This is a genomic window from Paralcaligenes sp. KSB-10 (assembly GCF_021266465.1).
GTDB lineage: Bacteria > Pseudomonadota > Gammaproteobacteria > Burkholderiales > Burkholderiaceae_B.
The window spans coordinates 4,206,345-4,222,412 of sequence record NZ_CP089848.1 but is presented as its reverse complement, the minus strand read 5'-3'; the positions used below and the strand labels follow the sequence as shown (position 1 = coordinate 4,222,412).

Genomic DNA, 16,068 nt, shown 5'->3' with positions numbered 1-16,068 from the left:
AATTACAAACGCAAATCGGAATCATCGACAGACAGCACATACTTGAGATCGTATAAAACATGCTCGGCCTTGCCCAAGGCCCGGATCGCCTGCGCGCCCATTTCGACAAACTGATGATGCGACACGGCCAGGATGATACCGTCGTAGGAGCCTGCCTGCGGCTTGGCCACAGGGGTAAAGCCATATTCATGCTGGGCTTCCGCCGGATCGACCCAGGGATCGTAGACGTCGACATCAATGTTGTATTCGCCAAGTTCGCGCACAATATCGACAATTCGGGTATTGCGCAGATCTGGGCAGTTTTCCTTGAAGGTCAGGCCCATGACCAGGACTTTCGAGCCTTGCACCTGGATGCGGCGCTTGGTCATGGTCTTGACCAGTTGCGACACCACATAGCCGCCCATGGAATCGTTCAGCCGCCGGCCCGCCAGGATGATTTCCGGGTGATAGCCTATGGCTTGGGCCTTGTGCGTCAGATAGTAGGGATCGACGCCTATGCAATGGCCGCCGACCAGGCCCGGGCGAAAAGGCAGGAAATTCCATTTGGTACCGGCCGCCTCGAGGACCGCCTGGGTATCGATGCCCATCTTGTTGAAAATCAGGGCCAACTCGTTGATGAGCGCGATATTGACATCGCGTTGTGTGTTTTCAATGACCTTGGCCGCTTCAGCCACGCGAATGGACGAAGCCTTGTGAGTGCCCGCGACAATAATTTGACGATACAAAGCATCTACCAGCTCGGCAACTTCAGGCGTGGATCCCGACGTGACCTTTTTAATCGTCGAAACACGATGCGACTTGTCGCCCGGATTGATGCGCTCGGGGCTGTAGCCCGCGAAGAAATCCTCGTTGAAGCGCAAGCCCGAAACCCGTTCCAGCACCGGTACGCACTCTTCTTCCGTAGCGCCCGGGTATACCGTGGACTCGTAGATGACCACGTCGCCGCGCTTGAGCACTTTGCCTATGGTTTCACTGGCGCGAACCAATGGCGTGAGGTCGGGCTGCTTGTATTCGTCGATAGGCGTCGGAACCGTCACGATGAACACATTGGCTTCGGCCAATTGCGCCGCTTCGCTGCTGAAGCTCAGATGGCTGGCCTGCGCCAGTTCAGGCCCATCGACCTCCAGAGTGTGATCCCGGCCCTCTTTCAGTTCGGCTATCCGGCGGGCATTGATATCGAAGCCCAGCACCGAGCGCTTTTTACCGAACTCGACCGCCAAAGGCAGGCCCACATAGCCCAGGCCCACTACCGCAAGTTTCACATCTTGAATTTGCAACTTGAATCTCCCACGTTACACGCTGAAAATTAGAACATTAAAACTGTAGGGGCGCCCCTGATGGGCGCCCGTTTGTAGCTACTTGTGCCGGTTGTGGTCGCGGCCCAGCGAGGGCAGCAGCAGCCACATGGGACGGCGCCACGATACCAGCCTGGAATACAACCAGATATACACCGCTGCGAACACCACCAGGCTGGCGCACAAGGCCCACGCGTTATCCCACCAGATTGTGGCGGGGACCAGGCCGATCAGGGTCAGCACCCACAAATACGGCGAGGCCATGGCATTGCACAGCGCCGGGACCGAATGGCGGCTATCGCGGCTGAATGTCACCCGCACCAGGCGCCGGAATACCAGTTGATGCAAATGCAAGGCATCGGGCTGATCGACCGGCGTACCGCGCTTGAACCGCCGCCGCCAAATGGAAAACAAGGTTTCGAACACGGGATAAAACAGCACGGCCAACGCATAGAACGGCGATACGCTTGGATTGCGCACCACCAGTTGCACGGCCAGTTCGGCCAGCATGAACCCCAGGAAATAGGCTCCGCCATCGCCCAGGAACACGCGCCCAAAAGGAAAGTTCCAGACCAGGAAGCCCAGCGTTGCGGACGCCAGCGCCGCGGCAATCAAAAATATGGGGATATCCTGCACTTGCAAGGCAACCAGGCCAATGGACAAAGCCATCAGGGTCGCAACCATTCCCGCCAGGCCATTCATGCCATCGACAATATTCAGCGCATGCGTACAGCCCCCCACGGCCACCATGGTGAACACCAGTGAAACCGGCCAGAAACCGAGAATCCAGTCGACGCCCGACAGGCCCACCCGCGAGACTCCGCCCAGCAGCCACCATGCAATCGCCGCCGAAATGAACGCCGCCAGCAAACGCTTGCCCGAGCCGATATCTTTGGTGATGTCTTCGAGCAGGCCGGCGACAAACACAGGCAAGGCGGCCACAAACAAAACCGGCCATAGCCAGGTCAGTGTCATATTGCGCGGGCCCAGCACCAACAGGCCGGCCAGACTGCCGGCCAGCACTGCCAGGCCGCCTACGCGCGGCGTCGCGCGCGAGTGGGAAGCCTGTGGTTTATGCAGGTCGGAATCGCCGGTGTAGGCTCCATGCCAGCGTTCGGAAGCGACAATCAGGCCGCCTATGGTAAACGCCACAATACAAATATAAAGCCAGGTCACCGAGTCCCAAGTTTGATGCGAGGGCACAAAACCTCCATACGCAATTGAATAGCTGAAGCTGACATTATCGGTTGTATTGGTGGCGAATCACGGGGAAACCCCGGAAGAAGTGCAACAAAAAGATCATACTGCGGATTGCCCTCCTCAACGGAGACAGGCACCCTGCAGCCATCAAAAATAGGCTTGAACCGCCATATCCGATCCGGCAAAGCCTGGAGCACGATAATTTGCCGCTTTACGACCCGGGTATTTTTCATCCCGGAAAAACTCGCCACACCGGAAAAAAATAAAAAAAAGCCCGAGATCGTAAGATCTCGGGCTAAATCCACCAAAGGAGGAGGGTGGAGGAGACAACCGTGGCATGTCGGGCTGCTAAAGCATCAAGCTTGAGACCGTGTGATCCGGGTTTTCCCTCTGCAATCACGTTTCGACATCCGATAACCAAAGTGTATAACCATTTTTTGTGCATTGCAAGATGACCAAGGAAAAATATCGCAAATTCCCCTATATGTTGCTTTTTTACAGCTCGCTCCCCCGTAGCGTACACGCGATCACACACAAAAAATTATTTTGTTACAAATAAGCGTATACCCTTAAACCCAATATGCCGTGCCGGTCATGACCTTGGCCATTCCGCGCATAAGCCACCTTGCGGGTCTGGGCAGCGGCAAACCGCCATGATGTTCCGCCGTGGCACGGTGATTCACCTCGTCGTTGCGCATTTGTTCGACGATCTGTCGTGAACGCACGTCGTCGGCCGGCAGCTTGTTCAAGTGCGTATTCAAATGCTGTTCAACCTGGGATTCGGTCTCGGCCATGAAACCCAGGTTCCTGGAAACTCCGGCATAACCCGCCACCAAACCCAGCGAGAACGAGCCCGCATACCAAAGAGGATTGAGATAACTGGGGCGGCTTTGCAGTTCGTGCAGGCGATCCTGGCACCAGACCAGGTGATCCACCTCTTCCGAGGCGGCATGCCGGAACAGTTCCTTTATTTTCTCATCGCGGCAAAAAACCGCCTGCCCCCGGTACAGGGCCTGGGCGCAGACTTCGCCTACATGATTGACCCGCATCAGGGCCGCCGCATGTTTTTGCTCGCGAACCGACAAATCGGGGGCCGCCGGCCCGGGCTTGCCGGCGGGATTGGGCCGGCCGGCATGAACGGCGCCATCCAGCACTTGCAAGGCGCGCCCTATCTCGGCAAAAACGCCGTCCGCGCGATTGAGCCGCCGAGGCAGCGTCACGGCGCCCGGTACCACATCCTGTTTGAACATGCCTAAAACCTTTACTGAAAACACACACAAGCGGCGCCATGCCGTCTATGCACGCAAAAACCGCCGAACGGCTGCCCAATTGCTCAACAGCCACAACACGGGCAACGCAATGGAAAGCACTAGCAGGCCCCGTCCGGCAAGGACCTGATCATCCACCAGATAAAAATTGCATAGCCGGACGGAGCCGTCTTGATACAGGATTCCGACAATCGCCGCCATCCAGCAGAAATTCCCCAGAAAAAATAACTTGACGACCCTGTTTGCCCGCGCCAGGGAGTCAAGCAGTATCATCCCTAATATAAATAACACAAAAAACTTCAGCACTTCTGCCCAGGGCAAAGCCTGCACTTGGTCCAGGGCCTTGGGAAGCATCCAGTACGCACCGGCAAAACTCGCCAGCAGCAGGCCGGGAATGCCGAATTCATCATATTCGCGATAGCGGCGCAAGACATTGGCCAGGAACCTGTTCCTGGCCCCGCCACTTGCCGCCGCCGCACGCCAGGCAAACATGCCGGCGATCAGCAACGCCGGGATATGAACCAGCATATGCAGCGCCATCGAGGCCGTCAACGGCCTGACAAAAACAATCGCAAGCAACAGCAAGGCCGCGCTGACCAGGGCATGGCGCATGGCAAGAGATGGGCGAGGCAAGCCGCGCAGATTCATGAATGCCCCGCGCCGGGAATGAAAGCACTCTTGCGCCGCGCCTGGTCGGCCGCAAAGTCCAGCACCGAATGCGGCTCGCTATAGTCGATGACACGCGCCAGGCGTCCGTCGGCCGTCACGATGTGATAGGCGGCATTGTGCACGAACTGCCCCAGCGGCGCCGGAACCACGACAATACCAAAGGCATCGAGCAATGCGCGCCGCTGCGCGGCCTGCGGTACCGCCGCAAATTGCCATATGCCGGGATCGGCGTGCATGCCTTGCGCGTAGCGCTCAAGCTGCCCGGGCGTATCGGCGGGATCGAAGCTGATGCTCAACAGGCGGATCCGGCCCGCCAAGCCCTTGGCCCGAAGCGCCGCCTGCATTTGCTGGTACTCCGAACCCATGGCCAGGCAAATCGACAGGCAGCGGGTATAAATGAAGTTGACGACGGTAATGCGTCCGTCGGACCGCAAGGCATGCAGCAAGGTGTCCTGGCCACCCGAAGCCATCTGCAGCAGCGCATCGGGCAACTGGCGTGGATGACTTGCCACCGACAGCCTGCGAGCCGACTCCGTCGTGACCACGGAGAAGCCGTCGGTCTGCGCGTAGATGGCTCCCAGGCCCAGCACGCAAACCAGGACTATGGATACAAGCGACTTCATCCGATTCCCGCAAAGCGGGCATCACCGCATACTGTCCAGCTCCGCATCGCCGTTCCAGGGTTTGTCATGGGATTGAGTCGCGGCGCGTTCCTTCTTGACCAGGGCCTCATCGACCTTGTCGGCCTTATTGCCAAAGCTGGATCGCACGTGGGTCAGCACCGCGGCAATTTCCTTGTCGCTGAGCTTGTCTTTGAAAGTGGGCATCTGTCCATTGTACGTAGCCCCCTTGACCTTGAGAGGCCCGGTAACGCCATGCAGCACGATGCGGGCGGCGACCTCGGGCTTGCCCAGCACCCATTCCGACTCGGCCAGGGGCGGAAATACGCCGGGCAGGCCGGCCCCGTTGGCCTGGTGGCAGGCCACGCACTGGGCCGCGTAGATTTGCGCGCCATCGACGGCGCCGGTGGAGCTGGACTTGGCCACGGCGAAGTCCGCCGCGATGCGATGGTCTCCCAGGCTGGGATCATTGCTTTGAGGAGTCATCCAAAGATACGCCACCGCCGACAGGAATGCCGCCGCCACAATAACGATGACGGCCCACGGTATGGGCCGGCTGCCCTCGGAAGGCTCCGGCATTTCACGCTTCTGGGCTTCCGATATTTTGTCTTGCGCCACTATGATTCCCCTTCGATCCGGCGGATCGCCGCGCCTGGCAGGCGCAGGCGATTACTTGCCGGGATTCAGATCGTTCTTGACTGGATAAGTGTGGTCGAGCCCAAGCAGATACTCGACCAGATCCACCGCCTCGGGCCTGGCCACGACGACCTCTCCTGGCGGGGCGAAGCCTGGAGGCAGGTTCACCACCTTATCGCCCGGGCCAGCCTTGTCTTTGACCTCGAATAAAAACGGATAGGAAGGCATGATGCTGCCCGGCGTATAGGCGCGCGGCTGGTAGAGATGCCCCAGGTTCCAGTCGGCGCTGGGCTGGCGCGCGCCGATATTGAACAGATCGGGCCCGGTGCGCATGGTGCCCAGCAAATGAGGCGAATCGTAATAGTAGTCGCCGGCAACCGGAGCCCTGCCCCAGCCGCGTTTGAAGTCGGCAGGAGTCTGCGCCTGGCTGCGCGGCTGCTGCGAATGACAGTACACACAGCCATTTTGTATATAGACTTCACGCCCGCGCAGCTGCTGCGAGGTGTAGGGCTTCAGGCCTGGAGAAGGCTCGACATGAGACAACTGCATATAAGGCACCACCACCAGGGTGGCCGTGGCCAGAGCCAGGGTCACCATGGCGCCGCTGAGCAGCTTGATTTCGCTTTCCATGATCAGGCTCCTTTCAGCGCAACGGTCGGCGCAGTGCGCCTGTGGAACAAGGCGGGCCCGATACGGGCAGGCCCATTGCGGAACGCCATGGACACGAAGTGAAAGGCGAAAACCAGATGCCCCAGAGTCATGATGCTGCCGCCGACACTGCGGGCCTCGAGATACGGGATGGTCACGCGCACCGAATCCATGAATGGCTTGGCCGGATCGAGCATATCGAGCCCTTGCAGCCAGCCGCCTATGGACAGGCCGACGAAATAAATGGCAAAGCCCGTCACGATCAACCAGAAATGCAGAGCGATCAGCCTGGGATACGGCCATTCCCACGACATCACGCGCGGCATCACGAAGTAGATGGCCCCGAACATGACCAGCGAGAAAAACCCGTACAGCCCAAGATGGGCGTGCGCCACGGTGAAATGAGTGAAATGGGTGATGGTGTTGACGCTGCGCAAGGCCTCGACGGAGCCCTGCAGGGAACTGAGCGTGTACATCATGCCGCCCAGGACGATGAAGCGCAGCGTGGGCGAGTAAACCAGGGTCTTGAAATGACCCCGCATGGTCAGATGCTGGTTCACCGAGAAGGCAATCACGGGCACGACCATCATGATGCTTTGCACGATAGACAGCGTGACCAGCCAGCCGGGCACCGGCCCGCCGATCAGATGGTGGCCGCCAACCTGCCCATAAAAGAAAGCCAGCGCCCAGAAACCGAGCAGCGACAGGTTATACGACTGGATCGGACGGCCGATGATCTTGGGCAGGAAATAATAGATGGTCCCCAAGGCTATGGGCGTGTAGTACAGGCCCAGCACATTGTGGCCGTACCACCAGTTCATGGTGGCCTGTTCGACCCCGAAATGCAGGCCGGGAATCTTGGCAACCAGATACAGGACCGGAAACCAGAACAGCGCGGCCCCCATGTACCAGACCGAAACGTAAAGATGGTCGACGCGCCGGTTCTGCAAGGTGTAGACCAGCGGCAGGCCGATCAGGGCGCCCCCTATGACCAGCAATATGCTGATCTGCCACGGTATTTCCAGCCACTCGAGGCCGGAGTTGAAACCCGCGGCGATGCTTCCCAGTCCGGCTATCAACCCGGCATTCCAGAGCATGCAGCCCAACAGAGCAAAACGCCCGCCGACCAGTTCGGTCTTCAGCAGGCGGGGTATGGTCCAGATGGCGATGCCAAACGCCGCCATGGGACACCAGCCATAGGCCACCGCATTCAAATGCAAGGTACGCATGCGGCCGAACGTCATCCATGCCTGGCTGGTCAGGAAGTCGGGCTGGTGCAGCTTGATGGAACTGATCAGCCCCGCTGTCGAGGCGAAAACAAGCCAGACAATGGCGCAAGACAGGAATACAAAGGTAATCAGGGATGTGGAACGATCGGCCTGTATGCGGCTGGCCAATTCCGCCTGCATGCGGGCAACCTTGGCGGGATCGTCGGGCATCTTGTGAGCCCCTACGGTATCCTGCAGACTCTGGAGCTGGCCTGGGGTCAGCGCCGGCTCTTCGACACGGCCGATTTCCCCTTCGGAAAAAATAACTCTGGCGGCCGCGGGGTTATCGTCGAACAGGTTCTTGCGCAACGACCAGATGAAAATGAACAGGCCGGTAACCGACAGGATAAAGGTAAGCAGCAATATTGTGACAGTATCCATCACGATCCAATAAAAGTAAGAACATCAGCTCACTTCCAAAACCCATGTCGCGAACCCGGGCCGTTGCACGCGGCGTGAAATACGGCACCAATACCGAGACCGAAATGGGCCCGCCCATATGTTTTAAAATGACAGTGCAATTTTAAAACAGGTATGGGCTCCGAAGCCGTGAAATCCCTTCGCGCAATCCGGCTATTCACGCCGCGTTGCGCTTTGCGGCGGGATAGGCAATGATTAGCATCTGACACAAGGCAACGAGGTTGAAATGGAATGTACGATTGATTGGGGCGGCCCCGAAGGCATGCTGTTCGTGGCCAAGACAGGCAGCGGCCATATTGCCGCCATGGATGGCGCGCCCGAAGGCGGCGGCCACAATCTGGCGCCGCGCCCCATGGAAATGCTGTTGGCGGCAACCGGGGGATGCACGGCCTACGACGTCGTCCTCATACTGAAGCGCGGCCGGCACGCTGTAAGCGGCTGCCAGGTTAAACTGAGCGGCGAGCGTGCCGAAACCGACCCAAAGGTGTTCACCAAGATCCATTTCGCCTTTACGGTTACCGGCTCGAACCTGCCGCAGGCGGCCGTCGAACGGGCCGTGCAGCTGTCACACGAAAAATATTGCTCGGCCTCGGCCATGCTGGCCAAGACGGCCGAAATCACCTGCTCAACCACCGTCGTCAACGCCTGAACACGCGTTGCGGCCAGAATAGCGCTGCCCCACCATGCACCAGTACGAAGACTTCATGCGCCATGTCTACGAACATGGCCAAACCAAGACGGACCGCACCGGTACCGGCACGCGCTCGGTGTTCGGGCACCAAATGCGCTTCGACCTGGCTCAGGGCTTTCCGCTCATCACCACCAAGAAGCTGCATACCAAAAGCATTTTCATCGAGCTGCTGTGGTTCTTGCGCGGCGATTCCAATGTGCGCTGGCTGCAAGAGCGCGGCGTCAGCATCTGGAACGAATGGGCCGATCAAAACGGCGATCTCGGCCCCGTGTACGGCGTGCAATGGCGCTCCTGGCCGGCGCCCGACGGCCGGCACATCGATCAGATTACGCAGGTCCTCGAACAGATACGCAGCAACCCCGACTCGCGGCGGCTGATCGTGTCGGCCTGGAATGTGGGCGAAATTGCCAATATGGCCCTGCCGCCCTGCCATGCCTTCTTCCAGTTCTACGTGGCCAACGGCAAGCTGTCGTGCCAGCTGTATCAGCGCAGCGCCGATATATTCCTGGGTGTGCCCTTCAATATTGCCAGCTATGCCCTGCTGACCCACATGGTGGCCCAGCAATGCGGGCTCGACGTGGGCGACTTCGTCTGGACCGGCGGCGATTGCCATCTGTACAGCAATCACTTCGAGCAGGTCGAGCAGCAGCTTGCCCGCGCGCCCTACCCCTACCCGCGGCTCAATATCAAGCGCAAGCCCGCCTCCATTTTCGAATACGAGTACGACGATTTCGAAATCGTCGGCTACGAATCGCACCCCCACATCAAGGCGCCCGTAGCGGTTTAAGTGCACAGCCCATGCCCTCTCCCATCGTAAGAATCGTCGTCGCCTATTCGGAAAACCGGGCCATAGGCCGCAACAACACACTGCCCTGGCGTCTGCCGGGCGATCTGGCCCATTTCAAGCGCACCACGCTCGGCCAGCCCATCATCATGGGACGCAATACCTGGGACTCGCTGGGCCGGCCCCTGCCTGGCCGCCTGAATGTGGTCGTCAGCCGCAACCCCGGATTCACGGCCAGCGGAGCCTCTGTCCATGGTTCTCTCACCGAAGCGCTGGCCGCCTGCCGCGCCGAACCCGGCGTCTGCATTATCGGCGGCGCCCAGATCTACGCCCAGGCCCTGGAATATGCCCACGAAATCATTGCCACCGAGGTTCATGCACAGGTCGATGGCGATGCATTCTTTCCGTCTTTGAACAAGGCCGAATGGCAGGAAACGGAACGTCTGCCGCAGGCCGAAGAAAACGGCTACCGCTACGACTTCGTCACGTACCGGCGCAAACCCGCCTGATACGCCAGGCCCCTTGGTTGGGTGCGCTTCAGCTTGCCGCCCCGACGCGCCGCATGAACTGCCACAGCAGGGGGCTCAGGGAATACGCCACATTGAAGCGTATCCATCCCGAGTCGATCTGGTCCGGGTCGAAATAAGACCCCGGAGCCAGCCAGATTCCATCTTTCAGGGCCAGTTCGGCCAATTTTGCGGCGCCCTGTTCGCGCCACTTGCCCGCTGCCGGCCGCGCCCATAAAAACAAGCCCGCCCGAGGCTGGGTGAAGACTTCAAAGCCATGCCGTTCCATCAGGCCGCACAGCTCATCGTGCGCCTGCCGCAAGCGATCCTGCACCTTGCTCAAATGAGCTTGATGCCGCCCCAGGCGCAGCACCTGGTACACAGTGCGCTCCATCATTTCGGTGGAGGTCAGGCCAATCGCCATCTTGGTTTTGGCAAACTCGCCCAACAGCTCGATGCTGGATACGATATAGCCCACGCGCACCGAGGGCGTAATGCTCTTGGAAAAACCTGAAACATGCACCACTCGCTGCGTTCCCGCCAAGGCCAGCAGCATCGGCCCCACGCCGGGCAGGAGATCGCGCGACACATCGTCTTCGATCACCCAGAAATCGTGCTGTTCGGCGACCTGCAGCACCCGGAATGCATTGGCCATGGTGAGGCTCGCGCCGGTCGGGTTGTGCAGCACGGTGTTGATGAAAATTCCTTTCAAATCATGGTTGCGCGCCAATTCCTCAAGGGATTGAATGCAGATACCTTCCTGCGTTCGCGGCACGCCCAGCACCTTGAGCCCGGCCAGGCGCAAGGCGGGCAGAAGATTGGCATAGCAGGGAACCTCGACCGCGACCGCATCGCCCGCGCGGAACAAGGTTCTGGTCACGATATCCAGGCCCTGCGAAGCGCCCTGCGTAAGCAGGACCTGGCCAAGCTCCAGATTGATGCCGCGCTCGCCCAGCACATGGACCATGTGCTCGCGCAGAGGGGCGTAACCGTAGGGATGCCCATAGCCGGCGATCTGCACGGCGGGCACCCGCGCCAGTTGCCGCAAGGACTGTTGCAGGCCCGCCTCATTGAGCCATTCGGACGGCAGCCATCCGCATCCCGATTTGATTGGAATCGAGTGATCGGCGAACACATCGGCCAGCAGCCACGACGCGCCTATCTTGGGAGGGTGCCAATCCGATGAGGTCGATGCGATCCGCGCGACGCGCCGGCCGGGCATTACCCGATACGCCGAGCCCGGGCGCGCGCCAAGCCAGCCCTGCGCCACCAGGCGGTTGTACGCGGCCGCCACGGTAAATGTGCTCAGGCCATGATCGTGCGCAAACTGCCGCACCGAGGGAACGGCCATGCCCGGCCGCAATAGCTGCGTCTGAATGGCCGTTTGCAAGGCGGCCACCACCTGATCCACCAGGCTCGGTCCATGGCTGCGGTCCCGCACAGGTTCGAAAAAGTTCATGGCCACTCATTAAAGTACAATTTTTTTTATTTTACCAGTACAGTTATTGATTTATTAAATATCTGTATATTTCAATCCTCTTTGAGCCAGACGAAAATAGGCATCTGTGCAGTCTTGTCCAATTCGCCTTCGGGGATAATCATGAGTACCCAAACCGCTGTTCCAAACATGTCGCACCTCTGGATGCCATTTACGGCAAACCGGCAATTCAAGGAGCACCCGCTGCTGCTGGCCAAGGCCAAGGGCATGTATTACACCTCGGCCGACGGCCGCCAGATTCTGGACGGCACATCAGGGCTCTGGTGCGTCAATGCCGGACATGGGCGCGAAGAGATCATCGAAGCCATCGCGCATCAAACAGCGGAACTCGACTACGCCCCAAGCTTCCAGATCGGGCACCCCAATTCATTCCGGGCCGCCACCGCTGTTGCCAAGATCATGCCGGCCGGGCTTGATCGAATTTTCTTTACGAACTCGGGTTCGGAGTCCGTCGACACGGCGCTGAAAATCGCCCTGGCCTACCATCGCGCACGCGGCGAAGGCCAGCGCACGCGCCTGATAGGCCGCGAACGCGGCTACCACGGCGTAGGTTTCGGGGGAATTTCAGTGGGCGGCATCGCGCCCAACCGCAAGGCATTTTCGGGCGCCCTGCTGCCTGGCGTCGATCACTTGCCGCACACCCACGATCTGTCCAAAAACGCCAACACGCGCGGGCAACCGGAATGGGGCGCGCATCTGGCCGACGACCTCGAACGCCTGGTTGCCTTGCATGACGCTTCCACGATAGCGGCTGTCATCGTCGAACCCATGGCCGGATCCACCGGCGTGCTGATCCCACCCAAAGGCTACCTCGAACGCCTGCGCGCCATTACCGAAAAATACGGCATCCTGCTGATTTTCGATGAAGTCATCAGCGCCTTCGGCCGCCTGGGCGCGGCCACTGCCAGCGAACGTTTCGGCGTTACGCCCGACCTGATCACCCTGGCCAAGGGGATTAGCAACGCCAGTGTTCCGGCCGGCGCCGTGGCCGTCAAACGCGAGGTCCACGACACCATTGTGGGCGCCGCCGCCAACGGCATTGAGTTTTTCCACGGATACACCTATTCAGGCCACCCGCTGGCCACAGCCGCCATACTGGCCACGCTGGGCATCTATGAACGGGACCAGCTCTTTCAACGCGCCAACACCATGGCCCCCGTTTTTGAAAAAGCGGCCCATGGCCTCGAAAACGCGCGGCACGTGGTCGATGTGCGCAACCTGGGCCTGGTTGCCGGCATTGAACTCGAATCGCGCAGCGGCGCGCCCGGAGCACGCGCCGCCGAAGCCTTCAAGAAATGTTTCGACCAGGGCCTGATGGTTCGGTATACCGGGGACATCCTGGCTGTCTCGCCGCCGCTCATCATCGACGAGGCGCAGATCGCCCAGCTATTCGAAACCATAGCGGCGGTTCTCAAAACCATCGACTGAGACCTGTAGCGGGACACCCACAAGGCGTGCCCCTACAGTCAGGCTCGGCGCGGAACTCCTGGCAGTACGCACAACATTTCATAAGCCAGGTTGGCTCCCAGCAGCGCCGTCGTGCCATGGGGATCGTACGGGGGCGCGATCTCGACGAGATCCGCGCCCACTATATCGAGCCCCCAGGCGCCACGAATGATTTCAAGCGCCTGGGGCACCGTCAGGCCAGGGATTTCTCTCCGGCGTCGGTATAAGCCTCGAGCGGCGGGCAGGCGCAAACCAGATTGCGGTCGCCATAGGCATTATCGACGCGCGCCACCGGCGGCCAGTACTTGTTGTCGCGCAAGCTCTGTACCGGATACGACGCCTCTTCGCGCGTGTAATCGTGATGCCACTCCGTCACCAGAAGCATCTGCGCCGTATGCGGAGCATTTTTCAGGACATTGTCTTCGGCATCTTTCGCACCGCTTTCAATCTGTGCGATTTCGGCACGGATGGCAATCATGGCATCGATAAAACGATCCAGCTCGGCCAGGCCTTCAGACTCGGTCGGCTCGACCATCAGCGTTCCGGCCACCGGGAAACTCATGGTCGGGGCATGGAACCCATAATCGATCAAGCGCTTGGCAATGTCTTCCGCCGAGATTCCGCTGCTTTCCTTGATGGGGCGTATGTCGAGTATGCATTCGTGCGCCACGCGGCCATTATGCCCCGCATACAAGACCGGATAATACCCACGCAAGCGCTCGGCGATGTAGTTCGCATTGAGTATGGCGACTTCGGTCGCCTGCAGCAGGCCCTCGGCCCCCATCAGGGTTATGTACAGATAGGGAATGGGCAGGATGCTGGCCGACCCATAAGGCGCCGCCGAAACCGGCCCCACCACGGCCTCTTTCGACAGTTCTCCCTGCTCGTTCAGGATACCCGGCAAGTACGGCGCCAGATGGGCCCGCACCGCCACCGGCCCGACGCCCGGTCCGCCGCCGCCGTGCGGAATGCAAAATGTCTTGTGCAGGTTAAGGTGCGACACATCCGAGCCGAATTTGCCGGGTTGGGCCAGGCCCACCATGGCGTTCATATTGGCGCCGTCAAGATACACCTGGCCGCCGGCCTCGTGCACCAGATCGCAAATCTGCGTCACCGCTACTTCAAACACGCCGTGCGTGGAGGGGTAGGTAATCATGAGTGCCGCCAGGCGATCGCCCACCTGCGCAATCTTCGCTTGCAGATCGGCCACATCGACATTGCCCTGATCGTCGGACGCCACGACCACCACTTCCATGCCGGCCAATTGCGCAGATGCGGGATTGGTGCCGTGGGCCGAAGACGGGATCAGGCAGACATTGCGCTGATGGTGCCCATTGGCCCGATGATAGGCGCGTATGGCCAACAAGCCGGCATACTCGCCCTGCGCGCCCGAATTGGGTTGCAGGCTGACCGAGTCGTAGCCGGTAATCTCGCACAGTGCCGCCGACAGGCGACGAATAAGTTCCTGGTAGCCCCTGGTTTGCGCCACCGGCGCATAGGGATGCATATCGCCGAACTCGGGCCAGGTGACGGGAATCATCTCGGCCGTGGCATTGAGCTTCATGGTGCACGAGCCCAGGGGAATCATGGTCCGGTCCAGGGCCAGGTCTTTATCGGCCAGGCTGCGCAGGTAGCGCAGCATATCGGTCTCGGACTGGACTCTGGAGAATACCGGGTGAGACAAGATCGCCGAAGAGCGTTGCGAGGCGGCGGGAATGCCATGGCTGGCCGGCAGGGCCTGGCTGGCCCAGTCGGGCTCGTTCCAGGTCTTGCCCAGGGCCTGCGCAAACACCCGCAGCAAATCGGCGATATCCGATACGGTCACGGTCTCGTCCAGCGACACGGCCAACTGAGCCGCGCCGACCTGGCGCAAATTGATGGAGGCCGCTTCCGCGGCGCGCACGATCGCCTGAGTGTGCTCGCCGCTGTCGAGCAGCAAGGTATCGAAGAAACTGTCGTTGCGGCTGGCCAGCCCCAGCGCCTGCAGCGATTGCCTTAAATAGGCGGTCAGGCAGGCCACCCGTTCGGCAATGCGCCTGATGCCGCGCGGGCCATGCCATACGGCATACATGCCGGCCATGACGGCCAGCAGCACCTGCGCCGTGCAGATGTTCGAAGTGGCTTTTTCGCGGCGTATATGCTGTTCGCGCGTTTGCAGCGCCAGGCGCAAAGCCGCTGCGCCCTGGCTATCTTTGGAAACCCCGACCAGGCGGCCGGGCATATTGCGCTTGAACGCATCCTTGCAGGCCATGAAGCCCGCATGCGGGCCGCCAAAACCCAATGGCACGCCAAACCTCTGGGCCGAGCCTATGGCAATATCGGCGCCCCACTCACCCGGCGGCGCAAGCAAGGCCAGCGCCAGCAAGTCGGTGGCGACCGCAACCACGCCGCCCTTGGCATGCACGGCTTCGGTCAGGCCGCGGTAGTCTGCGACTGCGCCCAGGCTGTGCGGGTACTGCAGCAGTACACCGAAGCACTCGGGCACGCCTTGCGACTCGTCGCCCACGACGACTTCGATGCCCAGGCCGCTGGCCCGCGTGCGCAGAATTTCCAGCGTTTGCGGGTGGCAATGCCGCGAGGCAAAGAACACATTGCTTTTGGCGCGTGAACCGCGGCGCGCCAGAGTCATGGCCTCGGCTGCCGCCGTGCCTTCGTCGAGCAGGGAGGCATTGGCAATGCCCAGGCCGGTGAGGTCGGCCACCATGGTCTGGTAATTCAGCAATGCTTCGAGGCGCCCCTGGGAAATCTCGGGCTGATAAGGCGTGTAGGCGGTATACCAGGCGGGATTTTCAAGAATATTGCGCAGGATGACATTGGGCACCTGCGTGCCGTAGTAGCCCTGCCCGATGTAGTTGCGAAACACCTGGTTTTGCCCGGCGATCGCTTTCAATTCGGCCAAGGCATCGGCCTCGCTGCGCGACGCCGGCAAATCCAGTGCCCCGCGCCTCAGGATACTGGCGGGCACGACTTCCTGAATCAGGCTTTCCAGGCTTGCAACCCCGATCGCCGACAGCATTTTTGCCTGATCGGCTTGGGCGGGCCCGATATGGCGAGGCACAAAATCGGTATGGGGGTCTAATTCACGCAGCATATGCACAACCTAAACAGAACGAATGGCT

Annotated in this window: 14 protein-coding genes and 1 pseudogene; 4 read left to right on the top strand and 11 right to left on the bottom strand. The window is 60.2% G+C overall.

Annotated features, from left to right (window positions below; genetic code table 11):
- Positions 1-2: 2 nt before the first annotated feature.
- From tviB to LSG25_RS19260, 8 genes are all read right to left on the bottom strand, one after another.
- Positions 3-1,277, bottom strand: coding sequence for a Vi polysaccharide biosynthesis UDP-N-acetylglucosamine C-6 dehydrogenase TviB (gene tviB, locus LSG25_RS19295; RefSeq protein WP_232742481.1), 1,275 nt, complete (start codon positions 1,275-1,277; stop codon positions 3-5).
- A gap of 78 nt (positions 1,278-1,355) precedes the next feature.
- Positions 1,356-2,471, bottom strand: coding sequence for a glycosyltransferase (locus tag LSG25_RS19290; protein WP_232744773.1), 1,116 nt, complete (start codon positions 2,469-2,471; stop codon positions 1,356-1,358).
- A gap of 593 nt (positions 2,472-3,064) precedes the next feature.
- A complete protein-coding gene (gene coq7 / locus LSG25_RS19285; RefSeq protein WP_232742480.1) occupies positions 3,065-3,745 on the bottom strand; it encodes a 2-polyprenyl-3-methyl-6-methoxy-1,4-benzoquinone monooxygenase in 681 nt (226 codons plus the stop codon).
- A 45-nt stretch (positions 3,746-3,790) separates the two neighbouring features.
- Positions 3,791-4,411, bottom strand: coding sequence for a hypothetical protein (locus tag LSG25_RS19280; protein WP_232742479.1), 621 nt, complete (start codon positions 4,409-4,411; stop codon positions 3,791-3,793).
- Positions 4,408-5,055 carry an SCO family protein gene (locus LSG25_RS19275; protein ID WP_232742478.1) on the bottom strand — a complete coding sequence of 216 codons (648 nt, stop codon included), beginning with the start codon at positions 5,053-5,055 and terminating at the stop codon, positions 4,408-4,410. Before LSG25_RS19275 ends, LSG25_RS19280 begins: the two co-directional genes overlap by 4 nt.
- Before the next feature lie 21 nt (positions 5,056-5,076).
- Positions 5,077-5,670: a cytochrome c gene (locus tag LSG25_RS19270; RefSeq protein WP_232742477.1), complete on the bottom strand. Its 594-nt coding sequence runs from the start codon at positions 5,668-5,670 to the stop codon at positions 5,077-5,079.
- 51 nt (positions 5,671-5,721) lie between these two features.
- The gene (locus LSG25_RS19265) at positions 5,722-6,318 is read right to left on the bottom strand and encodes a cbb3-type cytochrome c oxidase subunit II (protein WP_232742476.1); all 597 of its coding nucleotides are present in this window, start codon (positions 6,316-6,318) and stop codon (positions 5,722-5,724) included.
- A gap of 2 nt (positions 6,319-6,320) precedes the next feature.
- The gene (locus LSG25_RS19260; protein ID WP_232742475.1) at positions 6,321-7,985 is read right to left on the bottom strand and encodes a cbb3-type cytochrome c oxidase subunit I; all 1,665 of its coding nucleotides are present in this window, start codon (positions 7,983-7,985) and stop codon (positions 6,321-6,323) included.
- 265 nt (positions 7,986-8,250) lie between these two features.
- Between LSG25_RS19260 and LSG25_RS19255 the strand changes: the two genes are divergently transcribed.
- Genes LSG25_RS19255 through LSG25_RS19245 form a run of 3 tightly spaced genes read left to right on the top strand, consistent with a single transcriptional unit; the run spans position 8,251 to position 10,008 of the window.
- A complete protein-coding gene (locus LSG25_RS19255) occupies positions 8,251-8,673 on the top strand; it encodes an OsmC family protein (RefSeq protein ID WP_232742474.1) in 423 nt (140 codons plus the stop codon).
- A gap of 34 nt (positions 8,674-8,707) precedes the next feature.
- A complete protein-coding gene (locus LSG25_RS19250; protein ID WP_232742473.1) occupies positions 8,708-9,502 on the top strand; it encodes a thymidylate synthase in 795 nt (264 codons plus the stop codon).
- A gap of 11 nt (positions 9,503-9,513) precedes the next feature.
- Positions 9,514-10,008: a dihydrofolate reductase gene (locus tag LSG25_RS19245; RefSeq protein WP_232742472.1), complete on the top strand. Its 495-nt coding sequence runs from the start codon at positions 9,514-9,516 to the stop codon at positions 10,006-10,008.
- A gap of 28 nt (positions 10,009-10,036) precedes the next feature.
- Here LSG25_RS19245 and LSG25_RS19240 read toward each other — a convergent pair whose 3' ends face one another.
- Entirely contained in the window at positions 10,037-11,464 is a 1,428-nt protein-coding gene (locus tag LSG25_RS19240) for a PLP-dependent aminotransferase family protein (protein ID WP_232742471.1), read from the bottom strand.
- 183 nt (positions 11,465-11,647) lie between these two features.
- On the opposite strand from LSG25_RS19240, the gene LSG25_RS19235 reads away from it, so the two are divergent.
- Complete coding sequence (locus LSG25_RS19235; RefSeq protein ID WP_370636023.1) at positions 11,648-12,931, top strand: aspartate aminotransferase family protein; 1,284 nt, start codon at positions 11,648-11,650, stop codon at positions 12,929-12,931.
- Between the two features lie 38 nt (positions 12,932-12,969).
- Here LSG25_RS19235 and LSG25_RS19230 read toward each other — a convergent pair.
- Positions 12,970-13,158: pseudogene (locus tag LSG25_RS19230) on the bottom strand (arginase family protein); the annotation flags it as partial.
- On the bottom strand, positions 13,143-16,040 hold the full coding sequence (gcvP, locus tag LSG25_RS19225; protein WP_232742469.1) for an aminomethyl-transferring glycine dehydrogenase: 2,898 nt from the start codon (positions 16,038-16,040) through the stop codon (positions 13,143-13,145). The gene gcvP and the pseudogene LSG25_RS19230, both read right to left, overlap by 16 nt.
- Positions 16,041-16,068: the final 28 nt, after the last annotated feature.